At 72.8% G+C, this 18,498-nt stretch carries 20 protein-coding genes; 16 read left to right on the plus strand and 4 right to left on the minus strand.

Annotated features, from left to right (window positions below; translation table 11 throughout):
• Positions 1 to 17 precede the first annotated feature (17 nt).
• The 7 genes from PZC42_RS22560 to PZC42_RS11335 all read left to right on the plus strand — a co-directional run bounded on the left by PZC42_RS22560 (position 18) and on the right by PZC42_RS11335 (position 7,068).
• The gene (locus tag PZC42_RS22560) at positions 18 to 1,295 is read left to right on the plus strand and encodes a sensor histidine kinase (RefSeq protein WP_277211094.1); all 1,278 of its coding nucleotides are present in this window, start codon (positions 18 to 20) and stop codon (positions 1,293 to 1,295) included.
• A complete protein-coding gene (locus PZC42_RS11310) occupies positions 1,292 to 1,897 on the plus strand; it encodes a response regulator transcription factor (protein ID WP_277211096.1) in 606 nt (201 codons plus the stop codon). The genes PZC42_RS22560 and PZC42_RS11310 overlap by 4 nt, the downstream gene beginning before the upstream one ends.
• 125 nt (positions 1,898 to 2,022) lie before the next feature.
• Positions 2,023 to 3,090 carry an extracellular solute-binding protein gene (locus PZC42_RS11315; protein WP_277211098.1) on the plus strand — a complete coding sequence of 356 codons (1,068 nt, stop codon included), beginning with the start codon at positions 2,023 to 2,025 and terminating at the stop codon, positions 3,088 to 3,090.
• 59 nt (positions 3,091 to 3,149) lie between these two features.
• Positions 3,150 to 4,658 carry an ABC transporter permease gene (locus tag PZC42_RS11320; RefSeq protein ID WP_277211100.1) on the plus strand — a complete coding sequence of 503 codons (1,509 nt, stop codon included), beginning with the start codon at positions 3,150 to 3,152 and terminating at the stop codon, positions 4,656 to 4,658.
• The gene (locus PZC42_RS11325; protein WP_277211102.1) at positions 4,655 to 5,710 is read left to right on the plus strand and encodes an ABC transporter ATP-binding protein; all 1,056 of its coding nucleotides are present in this window, start codon (positions 4,655 to 4,657) and stop codon (positions 5,708 to 5,710) included. The genes PZC42_RS11320 and PZC42_RS11325 overlap by 4 nt, the downstream gene beginning before the upstream one ends.
• Positions 5,711 to 5,858: 148 nt before the next feature.
• Positions 5,859 to 6,458 carry a recombination mediator RecR gene (gene recR, locus PZC42_RS11330; RefSeq protein ID WP_277211104.1) on the plus strand — a complete coding sequence of 200 codons (600 nt, stop codon included), beginning with the start codon at positions 5,859 to 5,861 and terminating at the stop codon, positions 6,456 to 6,458.
• A gap of 40 nt (positions 6,459 to 6,498) precedes the next feature.
• A complete protein-coding gene (locus PZC42_RS11335) occupies positions 6,499 to 7,068 on the plus strand; it encodes a DUF5063 domain-containing protein (protein WP_277211106.1) in 570 nt (189 codons plus the stop codon).
• Between the two features lie 39 nt (positions 7,069 to 7,107).
• On the opposite strand, the gene PZC42_RS11340 is transcribed toward PZC42_RS11335, so the two are convergent.
• Both PZC42_RS11340 and PZC42_RS11345 read right to left on the minus strand, forming a co-directional pair.
• Positions 7,108 to 8,268, minus strand: a complete 1,161-nt coding sequence (locus PZC42_RS11340; protein ID WP_277211108.1) for an ABC transporter permease — start codon at positions 8,266 to 8,268, stop codon at positions 7,108 to 7,110.
• Complete coding sequence (locus tag PZC42_RS11345; RefSeq protein ID WP_277211110.1) at positions 8,265 to 9,188, minus strand: ABC transporter ATP-binding protein; 924 nt, start codon at positions 9,186 to 9,188, stop codon at positions 8,265 to 8,267. Before PZC42_RS11345 ends, PZC42_RS11340 begins: the two co-directional genes overlap by 4 nt.
• A gap of 143 nt (positions 9,189 to 9,331) precedes the next feature.
• Here PZC42_RS11345 and PZC42_RS11350 point away from each other — a divergent pair, with 143 nt between their 5' ends.
• From PZC42_RS11350 to PZC42_RS11360, 3 genes are all read left to right on the plus strand, one after another.
• Positions 9,332 to 10,105: a TSUP family transporter gene (locus PZC42_RS11350; protein ID WP_277211112.1), complete on the plus strand. Its 774-nt coding sequence runs from the start codon at positions 9,332 to 9,334 to the stop codon at positions 10,103 to 10,105.
• A 151-nt stretch (positions 10,106 to 10,256) separates the two neighbouring features.
• The gene (locus PZC42_RS11355; protein ID WP_277211114.1) at positions 10,257 to 11,558 is read left to right on the plus strand and encodes an aspartate kinase; all 1,302 of its coding nucleotides are present in this window, start codon (positions 10,257 to 10,259) and stop codon (positions 11,556 to 11,558) included.
• A gap of 7 nt (positions 11,559 to 11,565) precedes the next feature.
• Entirely contained in the window at positions 11,566 to 12,687 is a 1,122-nt protein-coding gene (locus PZC42_RS11360) for an aspartate-semialdehyde dehydrogenase (RefSeq protein ID WP_277211116.1), read from the plus strand.
• Positions 12,688 to 12,813: 126 nt separating this feature from the next.
• Here the strand turns inward: PZC42_RS11360 and PZC42_RS11365 are convergent, their stop codons facing one another.
• Entirely contained in the window at positions 12,814 to 12,972 is a 159-nt protein-coding gene (locus PZC42_RS11365) for a hypothetical protein (RefSeq protein ID WP_277211118.1), read from the minus strand.
• 26 nt (positions 12,973 to 12,998) lie between these two features.
• Here PZC42_RS11365 and PZC42_RS11370 point away from each other — a divergent pair, with 26 nt between their 5' ends.
• Positions 12,999 to 13,127, plus strand: a complete 129-nt coding sequence (locus PZC42_RS11370; RefSeq protein ID WP_277211120.1) for a hypothetical protein — start codon at positions 12,999 to 13,001, stop codon at positions 13,125 to 13,127.
• Complete coding sequence (locus PZC42_RS11375) at positions 13,124 to 14,824, plus strand: alpha-amylase family protein (protein WP_277211122.1); 1,701 nt, start codon at positions 13,124 to 13,126, stop codon at positions 14,822 to 14,824. Before PZC42_RS11370 ends, PZC42_RS11375 begins: the two co-directional genes overlap by 4 nt.
• Before the next feature lie 42 nt (positions 14,825 to 14,866).
• On the opposite strand, the gene PZC42_RS11380 is transcribed toward PZC42_RS11375, so the two are convergent.
• Positions 14,867 to 15,457, minus strand: coding sequence for a hypothetical protein (locus tag PZC42_RS11380; protein ID WP_277211124.1), 591 nt, complete (start codon positions 15,455 to 15,457; stop codon positions 14,867 to 14,869).
• A gap of 117 nt (positions 15,458 to 15,574) precedes the next feature.
• Between PZC42_RS11380 and PZC42_RS11385 the strand changes: the two genes are divergently transcribed.
• Genes PZC42_RS11385 through PZC42_RS11400 form a run of 4 tightly spaced genes read left to right on the plus strand, consistent with a single transcriptional unit; the run spans position 15,575 to position 18,472 of the window.
• Positions 15,575 to 15,988: a GntR family transcriptional regulator gene (locus PZC42_RS11385; RefSeq protein ID WP_277211126.1), complete on the plus strand. Its 414-nt coding sequence runs from the start codon at positions 15,575 to 15,577 to the stop codon at positions 15,986 to 15,988.
• The gene (locus PZC42_RS11390; RefSeq protein ID WP_277211128.1) at positions 15,985 to 16,956 is read left to right on the plus strand and encodes an ATP-binding cassette domain-containing protein; all 972 of its coding nucleotides are present in this window, start codon (positions 15,985 to 15,987) and stop codon (positions 16,954 to 16,956) included. The genes PZC42_RS11385 and PZC42_RS11390 overlap by 4 nt, the downstream gene beginning before the upstream one ends.
• Positions 16,953 to 17,708: a hypothetical protein gene (locus tag PZC42_RS11395; RefSeq protein WP_277211130.1), complete on the plus strand. Its 756-nt coding sequence runs from the start codon at positions 16,953 to 16,955 to the stop codon at positions 17,706 to 17,708. The genes PZC42_RS11390 and PZC42_RS11395 overlap by 4 nt, the downstream gene beginning before the upstream one ends.
• Positions 17,709 to 17,713: 5 nt before the next feature.
• A complete protein-coding gene (locus PZC42_RS11400; RefSeq protein ID WP_277211132.1) occupies positions 17,714 to 18,472 on the plus strand; it encodes a hypothetical protein in 759 nt (252 codons plus the stop codon).
• Positions 18,473 to 18,498: the final 26 nt, after the last annotated feature.

An 18,498-nucleotide genomic window follows, 5' to 3' on the forward strand; every position in this document is an offset into this window, starting at 1 on the left:
CGTGGCAGGCTGACGCCGTGACCTCCCGCCGGCCGACCACGCCCACCCTCGGCACGGCGTCGCACCGGCCGGCCGCCTCCCTGGCCGGCGGAGCGCGGGGGGTCGAGGTCTACACCCGGGTCAGCCTGTACCTCTTCGCGCCCATGGAGGGGTTCTTCTACCTCTACGTGGCCGGTGCGCTCGCGCAGAGCCGTGACCCCCTGCCGTCGGCGATCGCGCTGGGAGTGCTCGTCGTCGCCGGCCTGGTCCACATCGGGCTGGCCTTCGCGACGGTGCACGTCGGGTTCGACCGGCCGTTGATGATGCGGTCCCGGCTGCACCCGGTCGTGATCGCGCTGCTCGTGGTCACCGCCGTCGTCGTGGTGCTCGCGGTGGTGGTGCTCCCGGGGGTGCCCGACGACGGCGGCTGGGATGCGCGCAGCCTCATGGTCGGCGTGTGCGGGGCGGCGACCTGCGGGGCGCTGGCGATCGGCTTCCCGTTCCGGCGCCTCGCGACCGTCGGCCTGGCGGTGCCGGCGATCGTCCTGGTCGTGTGGATCCTCGACGGGGCGTTCAGCGGCGGTGCCGTCGCCGCCGCGGCGTTCCTCTACCTCGCGACCATGTTCTGGGCCGGCACCGTCCGCATCTCGATGTGGATCGTGGAGGTGGTGCGCGAGCTCGAGGCGGCACGCGAGGTGGCGGGCCGCCTCGCCGTCGCCGAGGAACGCCTGCGGATCTCCCGTGACCTGCACGACGTCGTCGGGCGCGCCCTGTCCGCCGTCGCGGTCAAGAGCGACCTGTCCGCGGCGCTCGCCCGGCGGGGCGACCCCCGGGCGGCCGACGAGATGGACGACGTGCGCACGCTGGCGCAGGAGTCGCTGCGCGAGGTGCGCGGTGTCGTCGCCGGCTACCGGTCGACCGACCTGGCGACCGAGCTGGCCGGGGCGCGGTCGGTCCTGCGGGCCGCCGGGATCGCCGTCCGCGTCGTCGGGGAGGTTCCCCCGTTGGCCACCTCCCAGCAGGAGGCGCTGGCGTGGGTGGTGCGTGAGGCGGTGACCAACGTCGTGCGGCACTCGCGCGCCGCGGAGTGCCGGCTCGACCTCGACGACGACGGCACGGCCACCGTGCTGCGGATCACGAACGACGGCGTCGTGGCCGGTCGCGACGAGGGTGATCCGGGCGGCCCTGGCGGTACAGGGCTGGCCGGGCTGCGCGAACGACTCGTCGCCGTCGGCGGCACCCTCGACGCGGCGGCAGACGGTGACCGGTTCACCGTGGTGGCGCGCGTCCCGACCTCCTCCGGAGCGACCACATGATCCGTATCGTCCTGGCCGACGACGAGGCCCTCATCCGCGATGCCGTCGCCCAGCTCCTCGGTCTGGAGGACGACCTCGACGTCGTCGCCGTCGCGGGCAGCGGCCCGGAGGCGATCGCCGTCGTGCGGCGCCAGCGACCGGACGTGGCGGTCCTCGACCTGCAGATGCCGGGCGCGGACGGGATCGAGGTGGCCGAGGCCGTCCGCGCGGACCACCCGGGTTGCGCGATCGTCATCGTCACCGGGCACGGTCGGCCGGGGCACCTCAAGAAGGCGCTCGGTGCCGGGGTCCGAGGCTTCCTGCCCAAGACGGTGTCGGCCACGGTGCTGGCCGCGGCGATCCGGCAGGTCGCCTCCGGTGGGCGGTACGTGGACCCGGAGCTGGCGGCCGACGCCATCGCTGCCGGCGACTCGCCGCTGACCGCGCGCGAAGCCGACGTGCTCGAGCTCGCCGCCGACGGCGCACCGGTGGAGGAGATCGCCGACCGTGCCGCGCTCGCCCCCGGCACCGTCCGCAACTACCTCTCGTCGGCCGTGGCGAAGCTCGGCGTCACCAACCGGCACGAGGCGGTCCGGGAAGCGCGGGCGAAGGGCTGGGTCTGACGGCGACTGTCGCCCCGGGCAGCGAGGCCCGCGTGGTGAGACGAGGTGGGGTCATCACTGAGGTGAGGCTAACCTCATCGCAGAGGTAGAGTCGGCCTCACACCCACGACCGTGAAGGAACTTTCATGACCCTGCGACGCACCCTGGGCGCGCTGGCCGCCGTGGCCACCCTGACGACGCTGGCCGCGTGCGGTACCGACGACGCACCCAGCAGCACCGACGCCGGCACGGCCGCGGCCGACGCGGCGACCGACGAGGACGCGACGCTGCTCATCTACTCGGGCCGCAGCGAGGACCTCGTGGGCCCGCTGCTCGCCGACCTCGAGGCCGCCGTCGGCGTACCGGTCGAGATCCGCTACGCGGACTCCGCCGAGCTCGCGGCCCAGCTCGCCGAGGAGGGCGACCGTTCGCCCGCCGACGTGTTCTTCTCCCAGGACGCGGGCGCGCTCGGAGCCCTGGCGAAGGCCGACATGCTCGCCGACCTCCCCGAGGACGTCACGGCCGAGGTGCCGGAGGAGCTGAGGGACGCGAGCGGGTCGTGGGTCGCGACGTCCGCCCGCGCGCGCGTCCTGGTGTACAACGACGAGCAGGCACCGGAGGTGACCGGGTTCGACTCCGTCGACGACCTCCTCGACGAGTCCTACGCCGGGAAGATCGGCTACGCGCCCACCAACGCCTCCTGGCAGTCCTTCGTCACGGCGCTGCGGGTCATGCGCGGGGAGGACGGCGCCGAGCAGTGGCTCACCCAGTTCGCCGCGCTCGACCCGGTGGCCTACGAGAAGAACGGCGCCGTGCTGCAGGCGGTCAACGACGGCGAGGTCGCCGTCGGCCTCATCAACCACTACTACTGGTTCCCGCTCGCCGCCGAGCTCGGCGAGGAGAACATGGCCGCTCAGATCCACTTCCTCGACGCGGACGACCCGGGTGCGCTCATCAACGTGGCCGGTGCCGGCGTGCTGGCCACGAGCGACCAGCCCGACGCCGCCCAGGCCGCCGTCTCCTACCTCCTGTCGCAGGACGCCCAGCAGTACTTCGCCGACGAGACCGCCGAGCTGCCGGTCGTCGGGGGCGTCACGAGCTCGGTCTACGACGTCGGTTCGCTCGACGAGATGACCGGTGCGCGGCTCGACCTCAACGACCTGGACTCGCTGCCCGAGACCCAGGCGCTGCTCGAACAGGTCGGCCTGCTCTGACCTCTCCGCTCAGGGGCCGAGGACTGCCCCGACGACCCAGCACCCTCGAGCTGCTGGCGATGGCGGTCGCCCTCGTGGCGCTCGTCCCGGTCGCCTACCTCCTGCTCCGCACCGGCGAGGCCGGTGCGGAGCGGGTCGTCGAGATCGTCTGGCGGGAGCGCACCGCAGCACTCGTGCTGCGCAGCCTCGCCCTGACGATCTCGGTGACCGTGCTGTGCGTCGTCGTCGGCGTCGCCTCGGCGTCGATCCTCACCCGGACCGACCTGCCCGGCCGGCGCTTCTGGACCCTGGTGGCGACGATGCCGCTCGCCGTGCCCAGCTACGTCGCGGCGTACGCGTGGGTCTCGACGTTCGGCGGCGCGATCACGGGCTACGGGGGGTCCGTGCTCGTCCTGACCGCGTGCACCTATCCGCTCGTCATGCTCCCGACGATGGCGGCGCTGCGGCGCACCGACCCTGCGCTCGAAGAGGTCGCGCGCGCGCACGGGCGTTCGGCGCTGGGCACCTTCTGCACCGTGACGCTCCGCCAGGCCCGGCCGGCGATCGCCGCGGGGTCGTTGCTGGTCGCGCTCTACACGCTGAGCGACTTCGGTGCGGTGTCGATCCTGCGCTACGACGTCTTCACGCGCGTCATCTACACCTCCTACCGGGCCGCCTTCGACCGGACGCCGGCCGCCGTGCTGGCCCTGCTGCTCGTGGTGATCACCGTCGCCATCACCGTGGCCGAGGCCCGCAGCCGCGGCCGCGCGGAACAGGCCAAGGTCGGCAGCGGGGTGAGCCGGCCGCCGATGCGTGCGGCCCTCGGCCCGCGTCGGCAGGTGCTGGCGACGCTCTACCTCGCCGTCGTCGCCGTCGTCGCCCTCGGGTTCCCCGTCGTCTCACTGGGGTTCTGGCTCCTCCAGGGCCGGAGCGCCGGCACGGGGCTCGACCGGCTGGCCGGCGCCGCCACCTCGACCCTGGGGGTGAGCGCACTCGCCGCCGTCGTGGCCGTCGTGATGGCGCTGCCCGTCGGCATCCTCGCGGCACGGCACCGCACCCGGCTGGTACGCCTCACCGAGCACGCCTCGTACGCGGGCCATGCGCTGCCGGGCATCGTCGTCGCGCTCGCCATGGTGTTCTTCGGGGTGCGCGTGGCGCCGGCGATCTACCAGCAGGTGCCCCTGCTCGTCCTGACCTACGCGATCCTCTTCCTGCCGGCGGCCGTCGGGGTCGTGCGCGCCTCCGTCGCCCTGTCGTCCCCGCAGGGTGAGGAGATCGCCCGCTCCCTGGGGCACACCTCGTGGGGTGTGCTGCGCCGCGTCACCGTCCCGCTCGCCGCACCGGGGATCGGCGCCGGCGCTGCGCTGGTCATGCTCACCTGCATGAAAGAGCTTCCCGCCACGCTCCTGCTGCGGCCCACGGGGATGGACACCCTCGCCACCCGGTTGTGGACGCACACGTCCGTCGACGAGTATGCGGCTGCCGCTCCCTACGCGGCGACGCTCGTGCTCCTCGCCGTCGTCCCGACCCTGCTGATGTCGCGCGAGCACCTGACTCGACCCACCACGATCTCTCTGGAGCCCTCGTGAGCACGCTGACCATCACCGGTCTGCACAAGTCCTTCGGCACCACCGAGGTGCTGCGCGGGGTGGACCTGCGCGTGACGCAGGGCTCCCTCACCGCCGTCCTCGGCCCCTCGGGCTGCGGCAAGACGACGCTGCTGCGCACGGTGGCGGGGTTCGAGCGGCCGGACGCCGGCCAGGTGCGGCTCGGTCACGTCGAGGTCGTCGGGCCGCGCACCTGGCTGCCGGCGGAGAAGCGGAGAGTCGGTGTCGTGCCGCAGGAGGGCACGCTCTTCCCTCACCTGGACGTCGCCCAGAACGTCGGTTTCGGCCTGCCGCGCCGCTCGCCAGGTCGGCGCGAGCGGGTCCAGCGCGTGCTCGACGTCGTGGGTCTCGCCGACCTCGCCGACCGACGCCCGCACGAGCTCTCGGGCGGTCAGCAGCAGCGGGTGGCGCTGGCGCGAGCGCTGGCTCCCGAGCCCGAGGTGGTCCTGCTGGACGAGCCCTTCAGCGCCCTCGACGCCGGGCTCCGCGCCGCGGTGCGCGAGGACGTGCGAGCCGCCCTGCACGAGGTCGGCGCGACCGCCCTCCTGGTCACCCACGACCAGGAGGAGGCCCTGAGCATCGCCGACGAGGTGGCCGTCATGCGGGCCGGGCGGGTGGTGCAGCACGGCACGCCGCAGACCGTCTACCTCCGGCCCGCCGACCTGGACGTCGCTCGGTTCGTCGGTGAGGCCGTCGTGCTCGACGCGCGCGCGAACGGTGCCAACCGGGTCAGCACCCTGCTCGGGCCGCTGCACGTGCTCGGACCTTCCCCCGGTGTCGGCGCAGGCGTCGGTCGCGTCGTCCTGCGGCCGGAGCAGATCCTCATCGTCCCACCGGGGGAGGGGACACCGGCGATCGTGGAGCGCACCGTCTTCCACGGGCACGACTCGACGGTGCACCTGACCGTGCACCCCGCGGGGACCCGACGGGGCAGCCCGGCGTCCGCCCCGATCATCTGCCGTGTCCAGGGCTCGGTGCCCGAGCACACCGAGGTGGCGGTGCGGGTCGACGGACCGGTCGTCTGGTACCCCTGACCCGTCGGACGCTGCGTTCGGCAGTTTGCGTTCCACTCGGCAGCTTGAACTGCCGAGCGGAGCGCGAACTGCCGAGCGGAAGCGCTGGACGCGGACTGTCGTCGTGCCGCGGCCGAACGGGCGGCCGGCGCCCCGTACGCTGAGCGGTGTGTACGAAGGAGCGGTCCAGGACCTGATCGACGAGCTCGGCCGGCTTCCCGGCATCGGGCCCAAGAGCGCGCAGCGGATCGCGTTCCACCTGCTCGCGGCGGACGGCGCGGACGTGCGGCGGCTGACGGACGCCCTGACCGAGGTCAAGCTGCGGGTGCAGTTCTGCGAGGTGTGCGGCAACGTCGCCGAGTCCGAGCGCTGCCGCATCTGCGTGGACCCTCGCCGCGGCGACGACGTGATCTGCGTGGTCGAGGAGCCCAAGGACGTCGTCGCGATCGAGCGCACGCGCGAGTTCCGCGGCAGGTACCACGTGCTCGGCGGCGCCATCAACCCGCTGGACAACGTCGGGCCGGACGACCTACGCATCTCGGAGCTGATGACCCGGCTGGCCGACGGCGCCGTCACCGAGGTGATCATCGCCACCGACCCGAACGTCGAGGGCGAGGCCACGGCCACCTATCTCTCACGCCTCATCGGGCCCATGGGGCTGACCGTCTCCCGTCTGGCGTCCGGGCTGCCGGTCGGGGGAGACTTGGAGTACGCGGACGAGGTCACGCTCGGTCGCGCGTTCGAAGGCCGACGCGTCGTCGGTAGCTGATCCGCCCGCCGACGCCCAGCGCAGGAACAGGTGAGGAAACGTGCCAGAGATCTCCGCCGACTCAGAGCTGCGAGAGGTGGCCGAGCAGATGTCCGCGCAGGCGCGGACCTTCCTGTCGACGACGTCGCAGGTCGCCTCGGGTGGTTTCCCGGGCGCTGAGCTGTCCCTGCTCATCCTCGCGACCTCGGACCTCCTGGCCGCAGGAGCGCGGCTCGCGGCGATCACCGACGTCGTTCCCGTCGAGCGCTTCGAGCCCGACACCGGGCGAGAGACCGACATGGACCCGCTGCGGATCGCGCTGGCCCAGATGTTCGACGGGTTCGACGAGTACGTCGAGGTCTCCGACCCCGTGCTGAGCGTCGACGTCGCGCCTGCGGCTCTCTCCGGCGACCTCGCCTGTGTCGCCGACGAGATCGCCAAGGGCCTGCAGCACTTCGACGACGGTCACGAGCTCGAGGGCCTGTGGTGGTGGCAGTTCAGCTACCTGTCGAGCTGGGGGGAGCGGGCCTCCTCCGCCCTGCGTGTGCTGCAGGGAGTGCTCGGGCACCTTCGCCTCGACGTGCCGGACGACGTCGCCGCCGAGGCGGAGTACGACGCCCTGCACGCCTGACCAGCCGCCCTGGGCACCGGCCGACGGCGGCCCGCGACGTCAGGCGACGCGGGTGCCCTTCGGGAGCCGGTGCACGGGGATCCGCAGGCGCCGCACGGCGGTGACGATCCCGCCCGCGCCGAGCATCACGTAGATCCCCAGGCCCCACGGCCACACCAGTGACTGGCTCGGCTGCTGCTCCTCGACCGGGGGGTCGGCGGTCAGGTCGCCCCCGTTCGAGAACCACATGTCACCGCACCAGTCCTGCTCCGCGGCGGGCCCGGTGCGGGCGTACCGGACCCCGTACTGGATCAACGTCAGCGGGTCCGCGGCGTTCTCGAACTCCTCGGTGCCCGCGAGGGGCTGGGCGTCGGCGACGATGACGAACGGGTTGGCCGCGAGCAGCCACCAGGTGCGTTCCGAGTGGAAGACCTCCTGCGTCTGGATGCGCCACTCGCACTCGGGAGGCTCCGTGTCCTCCCAGTCGTAGTCGACCGGGACGTCCCAGGTGCGCACCTGCTCGGTGGTGGTCACCAGGGGCACGCTGAGCCCGAAGAGCACCAGGGTCAGCACCGACAGCCCGCCCACCGTGAGGTAGGTGAGCACGGCCGAGCCGGAGGTCTTGGCGGTCAGCGTCGAGAATCCGAGGCCTATCGCGCAGACGATGCCGAGCACGATCCCGAGCATCAGCAGCACGGAGACGAGCGACCAGAACGGGAGCCCGCCGACGGCGAACGCCCACACGATGAACGGCACGCTCGCGGCGAGGAAGGCCAGGGCCGCCAGCCAGGCGGCGAGCAGCTTGCCGACCACGATCTCCGCCGGGGTGAGCAGCGTCGCCTGCAACGTCGCGAGCGTCCCGGCGGAGCGGTCGCCGTTGATCGCCGGGGCGGTGAGCGCCGGTGCGACGAGCAGCCCGAGGAACAGCACGAAGAACACGACGACACCGAACATGGTGCGGCCGGCTCCGTCGGCGCCCATCGAGGGGTCGTCGAAGATCATGGTCACCGCGCCGGAGGTGAGCAGGGTGATCAGCCCGACGGCCACGAACCACACGACGAGCGCTATCTTCCAGCGCGTCGACCGCACCCGTTGGCGCAGCTCGAGCTGTGCCACGGTCCGCACGCCCTGCCACGACAGCGACCAGTCGCTCGCGGGCACCTTCTGGGGTGTTGCGCCCGACGGCGGCACCTCCGTGCCTCGGTCGGTCTCGATGCTCACCGTCGTTCCTCCTCGAGTCGCAGATACGCCTGTTCCAGCGCGCCACCGGCCGGTGACAGGCTGACCACCGGGACGTCGGCGGCGACCGCGTCGCGCAGCAGGGCCACCGCGGCCTCGTCACCGTCCAGCTCGACCAGCGCTGTGCCGTCGGTGTCGACCTGTGCCAGGATCCCGGCCGTGGTCAACCAGTCGGCCAGCAGCCGGGGGGACAGCGCGGCGATCCGCCAGGCGCGGCGTTCGGCCGCGGCGTCGTCCACGGACTGCGACCGCACGGTGCGTCCCTGGGAGAGGAACACGGCGTCGTCGGCCATCTCGTCGAGCTCGGTGAGCACGTGCGAGCTGATCAGGATGGTCTTGCCGGCGGCGGCGAGCCGGCGTACCAGCAACCGCAGGTCGACGCGCGAACGAGGGTCCAGACCGGAGGCGGGCTCGTCGAGCAGCAGCACGTCCGGGTCGTGGACGAGTGCTCGGGCGAGGCCCAGCCGCTGCTTCTGGCCTCGGGAGAGCACGTGCGCCGGGGCGTCGGCGAGCTCCGTGAGGTGCACGAGGTCGAGCAGCTCGACCGCCCGGCGGGCGGCGTCGTCGGCCGTCATCCGGTAGGCCGCCGCGACGGTGAGCAGGACCTCCCGCGCCGTGAGCGACTCCCAGGTGCCGAACACGTCGGGCATCCAGCCGATCCGTGCTCGGGCGGCGCGACCGCGCGTGACGGGGTCGAGGCCGGCGACCCGGATCTCACCGGCGTCCGGCGTCAGCAGCCCGGCCAGCATGAGCAGCAGGGTCGTCTTGCCGGACCCGTTGGGGCCGACCAGGGCGGTGACCCGGCCGGGCCGCGCCTCCAGCTCGACGTCCACCACCGCGTGCACCGTGCCGAACGCCCGCCGCACGCCGCGCGTCCTGATCCCACCACCGTCGTCGGTCATGGCGACGAACCTACGCGGACCGACCGGCCCAGGCATCATCCCGGAGGCTGATATCCGGCCCGACCTGCGGTGTCGACCCGCCGCGGGGCGGCCCACGCTCGCCGTGCGGCCGTGCGTGGCGACCACGTGCAAGGATTCGACGCGTGCTCGATCCCGACGCCACCACGATCCTGCTGCTCGTCCTCGCCGGTCTCGCGGCCGGCTGGGTCGACGCCGTCGTCGGTGGTGGCGGGCTGATCCAGCTCCCCGCGCTGCTGCTCGTCCCCGGCATCTCGCCGGTGCAGGCGCTCGCGACCAACAAGCTCGGCTCGATCATGGGCACGTCGGTCAGCTCGATCACCTACTACCGGCGGGTCGGGCCGGACCTGACGACGGCGGGGCCGATGGCGGTCGCGGCCCTGGCGGGTGCGGTCGGCGGTGCGGCGCTCGCCACGCGGATCCCTGCCGACCTCTTCACGCCGATCATCCTCGTCGTGCTCGTCGGGGTCGCGCTGTTCACGATCCTCAAGCCCCGGCTCGGGGCGCAGGACAACCTGCGCTGGGAGGGCAACCGGCACCGGTGGACGGCCGCCGGGATCGGCCTCGTCATCGGCGCCTACGACGGGCTGCTCGGGCCGGGGACCGGGACGTTCCTGGTGATCTCCCTGGTGAGCGTGCTCGGCTACGCGTTCCTGCCGGCCTCCGCCCTGGCCAAGATCGTCAACTTCGCCACCAACCTCGGCGCGCTGCTGTTCTTCGTGCCGCACGGTGCCGTGATCTGGGGCCTCGGGCTGGCGATGGGCGCGGCGAACCTCGTGGGCGGGTACATCGGGGCGCGGATGGCCGTGGCGAAGGGGTCCGGGTTCGTCCGCGTCGTGTTCGTCGTCGTGGTCGGCGCGCTGATCTGCAAGCTCGGGTACGACGTCGTGACCGGCTGACGAGGTAGCGCACGACGGCGCGAGGTAGCGCACCCGAATGTGGCGGGCGCCACAGAGCACCCGGTGCCGGGCACGTACGATGGCCGCGCACACACAAGAGACCGGCGGGCCGTTGAGAGAGACGGAGGCCGGCGACAGAAAGGTTGCATGCATGGCACTGGTCGTGCAGAAGTACGGCGGGTCGTCCGTCTCGGACGCCCGCTCCATCAAGCGCGTGGCCAAGCGCATCGCCGAGGCCAGGCGCGCCGGCAACGACGTGGTCGTCGTGGTGAGCGCCATGGGTGACACCACGGACGAGCTCCTCGAGCTTGCCGAGGAGATCAGCCCTCAGCCCCCGCAGCGCGAGATGGACATCCTGCTCACCGCCGGTGAGCGGATCTCGATGTCCCTCCTCGCGATGGCGATCGACAAGCTCGGGGTTAAGGCGAAGTCCTTCACCGGCCAGCAGGCCGGCCTCCTGACCGATGCGGTCCACGGCAAGGCCCGCATCGTCGACGTCGTCCCGCACCGGATCCGCCAGACCCTCGACAAGGGGCAGGTCGCGATCGTCGCGGGGTTCCAGGGCGTCAGCAGCGGCAACGACGTCACGACGCTCGGCCGCGGTGGCTCCGACACGACGGCGGTCGCCCTGGCCGCCGGGCTCGACGCCGACGTCTGCGAGATCTATACCGACGTCGACGGGATCTTCAGCGCCGATCCGCGCATCGTGCCGGGCGCCCGCAAGATCGACAAGGTCACCTACGAGGAGATGCTCGAGCTGGCCGCCTCCGGCGCCAAGGTGCTCGCGCTGCGTGCCGTCGAGTACGCCCGTCGCTACGACGTGCCGGTGCACGTCCGCAGCTCGTTCTCGGGCAAGACCGGCACCCTCGTGACCGGCACCTACGGAGACCGCATCGACCCGAACGCCAGCACCGGTGACCAGGAGGAAGCCATGGAAGACCCGATCATCTCCGGCGTCGCGCACGACAGCAGCGAGGCCAAGATCACCGTCGTGGGTGTCCCGGACACCCTCGGCCAGGCTGCCCGCATCTTCGAGGTCGTGGCCGGCGCGGGTGCCAACATCGACATGATCGTGCAGAACGTGTCGGTCGCCGCGACGGGACTGACCGACATCTCGTTCACGTTGCCGCACGGCGACGTCCGTTCGACGGTGGCCGCGTTGAACACCGTAAAGTCGGAGCTCAAGTTCGAGGAGCTGCAGATCGACGACGAGATCGGCAAGGTCTCGCTCGTCGGTGCCGGCATGAAGTCGCACCCGGGCATCTCGGCGCGGCTCTTCGGTGCGCTGCGCGACGCGGGGATCAACATCGAGATGATCTCCACCTCGGAGATCCGCATCTCGGTCGTCACTCGGGCGGACAGCCTCGACGACGCGGTGCGGGCGATCCACTCCGCGTTCGGGCTGGACTCCAGCGAGGGCGAGGCCGTGGTCTACGCCGGGACGGGGCGGTGATCGGCTGATGGCTGTCATCAACCCCCAGGGGGTCACCGTCGCCGTGGTGGGCGCGACCGGCCAGGTCGGCGCCGTCATCCGCCGGCTCCTCTCCGAGCGCGGGTTCCCCGTCAAGGAGCTGCGCCTCTTCGCCTCGGCCCGGTCGGCGGGCTCGACCCTGGTCTACGAGGGCGTCGAGGTCACGGTCGAGGACGTCGCGGCGACGCCAACGGCGGAGCTCGCGGACATCGACATCGCCCTGTTCTCCGCGGGTGGCGGGACGTCGCGCGAGCAGGCGCCCCGCTTCGCCGAGGCGGGCGCCGTCGTCGTCGACAACTCGTCGGCGTGGCGCCTCGACCCCGAGGTGCCGCTGGTGGTCTCCGAGGTGAACCCGGAGGCGATCGCGGACGCGGCCAAGGGCATCATCGCCAACCCGAACTGCACCACCATGGCCGCGATGCCGGTGCTCAAGCCGCTGGCCGCCGAGGCCGGGCTGGAGCGGCTGCGGGTCGCGACCTACCAGGCGGTGTCGGGGTCGGGAGTCGGCGGGGTCAAGGAGCTCGCCGACCAGGCGCGCGCCGCCGTCGCCGGAGACCTCGAGGGTCTGACGCACTCGGGCGACGCGGTGCGGTTCCCGGAGCCGGAGAAGTACGTGGCGCCGATCGCGTTCGACGTCATCGCGCTGGCCGGCTCGATCGTGGACGACGGCTCCGAGGAGACGGACGAGGAGCAGAAGCTCCGCAACGAGTCGCGCAAGATCCTCGGGCTGCCGGACCTCGCCGTGGCGGGGACCTGCGTCCGCGTCCCGGTGTTCTCCGGGCACTCGCTGGCGATCCACGCCGAGTTCGGCAGCGCCATCACGCCCGACCGGGCGCGCGAGCTGCTGGCCGACGCTCCCGGCGTGGAGCTGGCCGACGTCCCGACGCCGCTGGCTGCCGCCGGTGCCGACCCGTCGTTCGTGGGACGCATCCGGGTGGACCAGTCGGTGCCGGAGGGTCGCGGGCTCGTGATGTTCGTGTCCAACGACAACCTGCGCAAGGGTGCGGCGCTCAACGCCGTGCAGATCGCGGAGATCGTCGCGGGGGACCTGGCGGAGCTCTCGACGCTCGACGAGGTCGAGGCTGCGGAGGCGGCTGCTGCCGACGCCTGACGGCGAGGTAGCGCAGGATCCCGCGAGGTAGCGCAGGGTAGCAGCGAAGGGCCGCGGTGGGACTCGTCCCGCCGCGGCCCTTCGTCGCGCCTGGTCGGTAGTTCGGCACAGGATCGGTAGTTCGAACTACCGATCCGGTACGGAACTACCGACCTCCTCCAGGACGGCGGCGAGATCTGCACCGGCGTGCAGCGCAGTGACCGCCGCGGCGGCGTCGGGCAGCGACGCGCCCCACAGCCCGGCGAGGGCCCGACGTGCCCCGCGGAGCCCTCGACGGGCGTGCACCAGGACGAACGGCTTGACTGGCGGCCATGGTCACGATCGGGATCCACGCTGCGCAGGACGAGGCCCACCCCCACCATGTCGGTACGGAGCAGGGTGCGTTCCTCGACGTCGCCGCCGCGACGCTCCTGCCCCGGCTGCGGGACGTGGTCGCATGAGGATCCGCGACACCGGCGACCTGTGGTGGAAGAACGCCGTCGTCTACTGCCTCGACGTGGAGACGTACCTCGACTGGGACGACGACGGCGTGGGCGACTTCCCCGGCCTGCTGCAACGGATCGACCACCTCGCCGATCTCGGTGTCACCTGCCTGTGGCTCATGCCGTTCTACCCGACGGCCGACCTCGACGACGGCTACGACGTGACCGACTTCCTCGGCGTCGACCCCCGGCTCGGTGACGTGGGCGACGTCGTCGAGCTGGTGCGGACCGCACGGGACCGTGGCATCCGCGTCGTCGTGGACCTGGTGGTGAACCACACCTCGGACCGGCACCCGTGGTTCCGGTCCGCGCGTCGCTCGACGAGCTCGCCGTACCGCGACTTCTACGTGTGGCGCCGCGACGAGCCGCCGTCGACGAAGGACCAGGTGGTCTTCCCGGACGAGGAGGACGGGATCTGGACCCTCGACGACGCGACCGGCGAGTGGTACCGCCACCGCTTCTACTCCCATCAGCCCGACCTCAACACGGCGAACCCGGCGGTGCGTGACGCCATCGCGAAGACCATCGGGTTCTGGCTGGAGCTCGGCATCGCGGGGTTCCGGGTCGATGCCGTCCCGTTCGCCCTGTCGGACGTCGCCTCGCGGCCGGGCGACGACATCGACGACCCGCACGACTTCCTGCGCACCCTGCGGGCGTTCGTCAGCCGACGCTCGGGTGAGGCGGTCCTCATGGGGGAGGTCAACCTGCCGTACGAGGACCAGGCGAGGTACTTCGGGGACGCCACCCCGGGCGACGGCGAGAGCAGCACCGAGGTGTCCGAGCTGACACTCCAGTTCGACTTCAACGCCATGCAGGCGATGTACCTGTCGCTCGCCCGGGCCGACACCGGCCCGCTGGCCACCGCGTTGCGGTCGCGTCCTGCGATCCCGCGCGACGCGCAGTGGGCGACGTTCGTGCGCAACCACGACGAGCTCACGCTCGACAAGCTCACGCCGGCCGAGCGCCAGGAGGTCTTCGACGCCTTCGGCCCCGAGGAGTCGATGCAGCTCTACGGGCGCGGGCTGCGCCGTCGGCTGCCACCGATGCTGGACGGTGACCCCCGGCGCGTGCGGATGGTCTACTCGCTGCTCTTCTCGCTCCCGGGCACCCCGGTGCTCTACTACGGCGAGGAGATCGGGATGGGCGAGAACCTCGACGCCCACGGGCGGCTTGCGGTGCGCACCCCGATGCAGTGGTCGCCGGAGCGTCACGGCGGGTTCTCGCGCGCACCGGCGCGGCGGTTCCCCACGCCGCTCCCGGGCGACGGCTGGGCGCCCGAGCACGTGAACGTGGCCGACCAGCGCCGCGACCCCGACTCCCTGCTGTCGTTCGTCCGGCTCCTCACCCATCGCTACCGGGAGTGCCCGGAGCTGGGCTGGGGCACCCCCGAGGTGCTCGACCAGCCGGAGGCCGCGGTGCTCGCACAGCGCACGACGTGGCAGGAGGCCTCCATGGTCACGGTGCACAACCTCTCGCCGGACCCGGTCGTCGTGGAGCTCTCGCTCGGGGACCTGCCGCAGGGCACCCGCCTGGTGGACCTCCTCGGCCATGAGGACTGCGAGCCGGGGGCGGACGGCGAGGCCCAGGTGCGCCTGGACGGGTACGGGTTCCGGTGGTTGCGGGTCGAGGAGCCAGGGCTGCGACGCCTGCTGTGAGGGTCGTGGGCGCCGACGCGCCCGCTCGGCGGACCGTGCCCGTCAGGGCCTTCCCGCCGGCCCGGTCGTCACGACCTCGCGCCACCCGACGGCCGGCGCCACGACCGCGATGGCCACCGCCGCCAGGGCGTGCCAGACGCCGTGCCCCCACGGCTCGACGAACCAGAACGACCCGCCGACGCCGAGGACGGCGACGGCGGTGAGCAGCCGAGCACGCAGCGCCGGGCGGGCTGCGGCGCGGGTCAGGGTTGCCACGATCGCGACGGCCGCTGCCGTCGCCTGCGCCACCATCGACGCCGCCGGCACCACGGCGGCGAGCGCCACGTCGGCGAGCGTGGGTGCCAGCCACCACCAGGTGCGGAGCGGGCGTCCGGTGAGGTCGGCGACGGCGTCGGCGGCGACCAGGGCGTAGACACCGAGCAGGGGCGGGTCGTGGAGGAGGGGGTTCCATGCCGGTGCGGGACCGTGCTGGAGCACGGACCCGACGCCGACGAGGATCGCCAGCACGCCCAGCGCGGCCCGGGTGCGCGGCGCGTCGCCGGACCGGCCGTCCGGTCCGGGCCGGTGCCGTCGGACCACGACCCAGAGCCCGGCGGCGACGAAGGCGAGGCTCGACCAGGCGTCGGCGTCCATGAGCCCAGTCAACGACGACCGGGCGGGACCTTCCACCGGGGTTGACGGACCCTTGGGCTCTGTGGTTCATTAGTCAAGTAATGAACCACAGAGCCTGACGAGCGTGAGGAGGGTCGCGTGTTCGACGGCCCCGAACCGATCTACGTCCAGATCGCGCAGATGATCCGGTCGCAGGTCCTCGCGGGCGATCTCGCGGAGGAGGAGCAGGTCATGTCCACCACTCAGTTCGCGACGACGTTCCGCATCAACCCCGCCACCGCGGCCAAGGCCTTCGCCGGCCTCGTCGACGAGGGCGTGCTCTACAAGCGGCGCGGCGTAGGCATGTTCGTCGCACCGGGAGCCAGGGAGCGCCTCGTGGGGCACCACCGGGAGGCCTACTTCGACGACGTGCTCGCCCCGGCGCTCGACCAGGCGGACCTTCTCGGCATCCCCGCCGAGGACGTCGCCGCCTACGTGCTGCGCCGGCACGGCGCCGGCGCTCCCCGCGCCGACCGCCCCGACGCCCTCACCGAGAACCAGGAGCAGTCATGACGACCCCCGCCCCCTTCGGCGCCCGGTTGGACGATGTCGTCGTCCGGTTCGGCAGTCAGCGCCGTGCGACGTCCGACGGGAGCATCGTCAGGGACGAGTCCACCGTCGCGCTGGACGAGGTCGGCCTCACGATCCGCCCCGGCATCATCACCGGGGTCCTCGGGCGCAACGGCGCCGGCAAGTCGACCATGATGGCCTTGCTCGCCGCGTTCTTGCGCCCCACCGCCGGCACCGTGCGTCTCGGGCCCGAGAGCACCACGGGTGGCACGGACGCCTGGGAGGACCCCTGGGAGAACGCCTGGGTGACCTCCAACGTCCAGCTCGTGCGCGAGAGCGGCGACCTGCAGGACGACGAGAAGCTGTCCGAGACGCTCAAGTACTACGCCGACCTGCGCCCGCACTGGGACGCGGACCTCGCGGCCCGGCTGCTGGACCTCTTCGAGGTGAACCCCCGCAAGAAGCCGGCCGCGCTGTCCCGTGGCAAGAAGTCCGCCGTCGGAGCCACGATCGGCCTCGCCGCCCGCGCACCCCTGACGATCTTCGACGAGGTCTACCTCGGCATGGACGCCCCGACCCGGTACGCGTTCTACGACGAGATCCTCACCGACTACGCCGCCCACCCGCGGACCGTCCTGCTGTCCAGCCACCTGGTCGAGGAGGTCGAACGGCTCTTCGAGGACGTGATCGTCCTGGACCGCGGCCGGCTCCTGCTCGCCGAGACCGCCGAGGAGATGGGCCGGCGCGGCTTCAGCCTGACCGGTCCGGCCTCCGCCGTCGAGCGGCTCGCGGGAGAGCGGCGCGTCCTGCACCGCCAGCAGCTCGGCGCCACCGTGCAGGTGACGCTCGAGGGAGCTCCCGACGACGGCGAGGCCGCGGCAGCGCGGGCGGCCGGCGTCGAGCTCGGCACCCTCCCGCTGCAGGACCTGTTCGTCCGGCTCACCGACCCGGCACGGGAGGCGACGTCATGACGGACCGGTCGACCTTCGTCACGCAGGTCCAGCGGCGCGCCGTCCGCCGCGCGGCGCGGTCGGTCGCCGGCACCTCCGTCCTGATCGGCACCGGCTTCTGGCTGGTCTTCACGATCGTCGCCGTGGTGGTCCCGCTCCTCGTGGACCGCGCCGGCAACGAGATGGGGCACGGTGTGCTCACGGCGAGCGACAACGTCTCCCGGTGGTTCGCCTTCGGCACGGCGATCGCGATGGTCGCCACCATCCTGCGCACGCACCTCGCCGCGGGCGGCACCCGCCGCGCGCTGCGCGACGGCACGGTGCTCGCCGCGCTGGTGATCGGGGTGGTCTACGCCGTGCTCGGCGGGCTCGCCACCTGGGGCGAGCGCAGCCTGTTCTCCGCACTCGGCTGGACCTGGCAGGGACCCTCCGGCGTCCTGGCCACGGGGGACGGCGCGTTCGCCGTCGAGCTGGTGGCCGACACCCTCGCCACCGCCGTCTACGTGCTGGTCGGTGGCGCCGTCGTCGTCGGCTACCAGACCTACGGCGTGTGGCGCGGCACCCTGCTCGTCGTGCCCGGGCTCGTCCCGCTGGCCCTCGTGGACCTCCTGACCGCCGGGGGCACGGGGCACGACGTGCTCGTCGACGCGGCAGGGTTCGACGTGCCGGGCACGGCCGTCCTCGGTCTGCTCGGCGGTGCGGCGGTCGTGGCCCTCGCCACCGGCTGGCTGCACCTGCACCTGAGCTCCCTCCGCCTGCGGCCGACGAGGTGACCGTGATGACAGTCGACGTGACGAGTGCGCCCGGACGCGTGGCGCACGCCCGCGCGGTCGCCGCCGCCCGACGCCGCTTCCTGCGCGTGCTGCTCCTGGCCGGCGCCTGGTTCTGGACCGGTTGGGCGCTGATCGTGCTCAGCCTGCCGCTGATCGTGGAGCGCTGGGGCGGCGTCGCCGAAGGGCTCACCTACGACGCCGCGGGCAGCCCGGCGCGCTGGCCCGCGTTCGCCGTCGGGATCATCGCCACGGGCGCCCTGCTGCGCCCCCACCTCGCCGCCGGCGGCACGCGCCGAGCGCTCGTCGACGGGGTCGCCCGCGGCGCGGTCCTCGGTGGCCTGGCCTTCGGAGTGGCGACCGTCCTGCTCACGCTCGCCGAGCAGCGGACCTACGCCGCGCTCGGCCGGCCCTGGCAGGGGACCGCCGGGGCCTTCGCCCCCGAGAACCTGGCCGGCGTGGTCGGCACCGTGGTGGCGGAGACCCTGGTCATCACGACCTATGCGCTCGTCGGGGTCGCCGTCTTGGCCGGGTACCTGCGCTGGGGGCCTTGGCGCGGCACCCTCGCCGTCGTGCCGCTGCTCGTGCCCGGCGTCCTCGTCGACCTCACGACCCGGACGGGCATCTTCGCGATCCCCGTGCGGGACGACGCGGTCGGCTCCCTCCCCGGTGCGGTGGGCGTGCTCGTCGGGGCGCTCGTCGCCGCGGCGCTCGCCGCGGTCGTCGCGTACCGGCTGCTGCGCACCGTCCGACCTCGTGCCGCCTGAACCACACCTTCCCGCACCAACCGCAC

The sequence above is a fragment of the Isoptericola croceus genome (genome assembly GCF_029382255.1).
In the GTDB taxonomy this organism is placed as follows: Bacteria; Actinomycetota; Actinomycetes; order Actinomycetales; family Cellulomonadaceae; genus Isoptericola; species Isoptericola croceus.

Coding starts and splice junctions, on each gene's coding strand:
- PZC42_RS11310 (WP_277211096.1), top strand. CDS start 1,292: ATGATCCGTATCGTCCTGGCCGACGACGAGGCCCTCATCCGCGATGCC.
- PZC42_RS11390 (WP_277211128.1), top strand. CDS start 15,985: ATGACGACCCCCGCCCCCTTCGGCGCCCGGTTGGACGATGTCGTCGTC.
- PZC42_RS11345 (WP_277211110.1), bottom strand. CDS start 9,188: ATGACCGACGACGGTGGTGGGATCAGGACGCGCGGCGTGCGGCGGGCG.
- PZC42_RS11400 (WP_277211132.1), top strand. CDS start 17,714: ATGACAGTCGACGTGACGAGTGCGCCCGGACGCGTGGCGCACGCCCGC.
- PZC42_RS11360 (WP_277211116.1), top strand. CDS start 11,566: ATGGCTGTCATCAACCCCCAGGGGGTCACCGTCGCCGTGGTGGGCGCG.
- PZC42_RS11380 (WP_277211124.1), bottom strand. CDS start 15,457: ATGGACGCCGACGCCTGGTCGAGCCTCGCCTTCGTCGCCGCCGGGCTC.
- PZC42_RS11315 (WP_277211098.1), top strand. CDS start 2,023: ATGACCCTGCGACGCACCCTGGGCGCGCTGGCCGCCGTGGCCACCCTG.
- PZC42_RS11375 (WP_277211122.1), top strand. CDS start 13,124: ATGAGGATCCGCGACACCGGCGACCTGTGGTGGAAGAACGCCGTCGTC.
- PZC42_RS11370 (WP_277211120.1), top strand. CDS start 12,999: ATGGTCACGATCGGGATCCACGCTGCGCAGGACGAGGCCCACCCCCAC.
- PZC42_RS11320 (WP_277211100.1), top strand. CDS start 3,150: ATGGCGGTCGCCCTCGTGGCGCTCGTCCCGGTCGCCTACCTCCTGCTC.
- PZC42_RS11395 (WP_277211130.1), top strand. CDS start 16,953: ATGACGGACCGGTCGACCTTCGTCACGCAGGTCCAGCGGCGCGCCGTC.
- PZC42_RS11355 (WP_277211114.1), top strand. CDS start 10,257: ATGGCACTGGTCGTGCAGAAGTACGGCGGGTCGTCCGTCTCGGACGCC.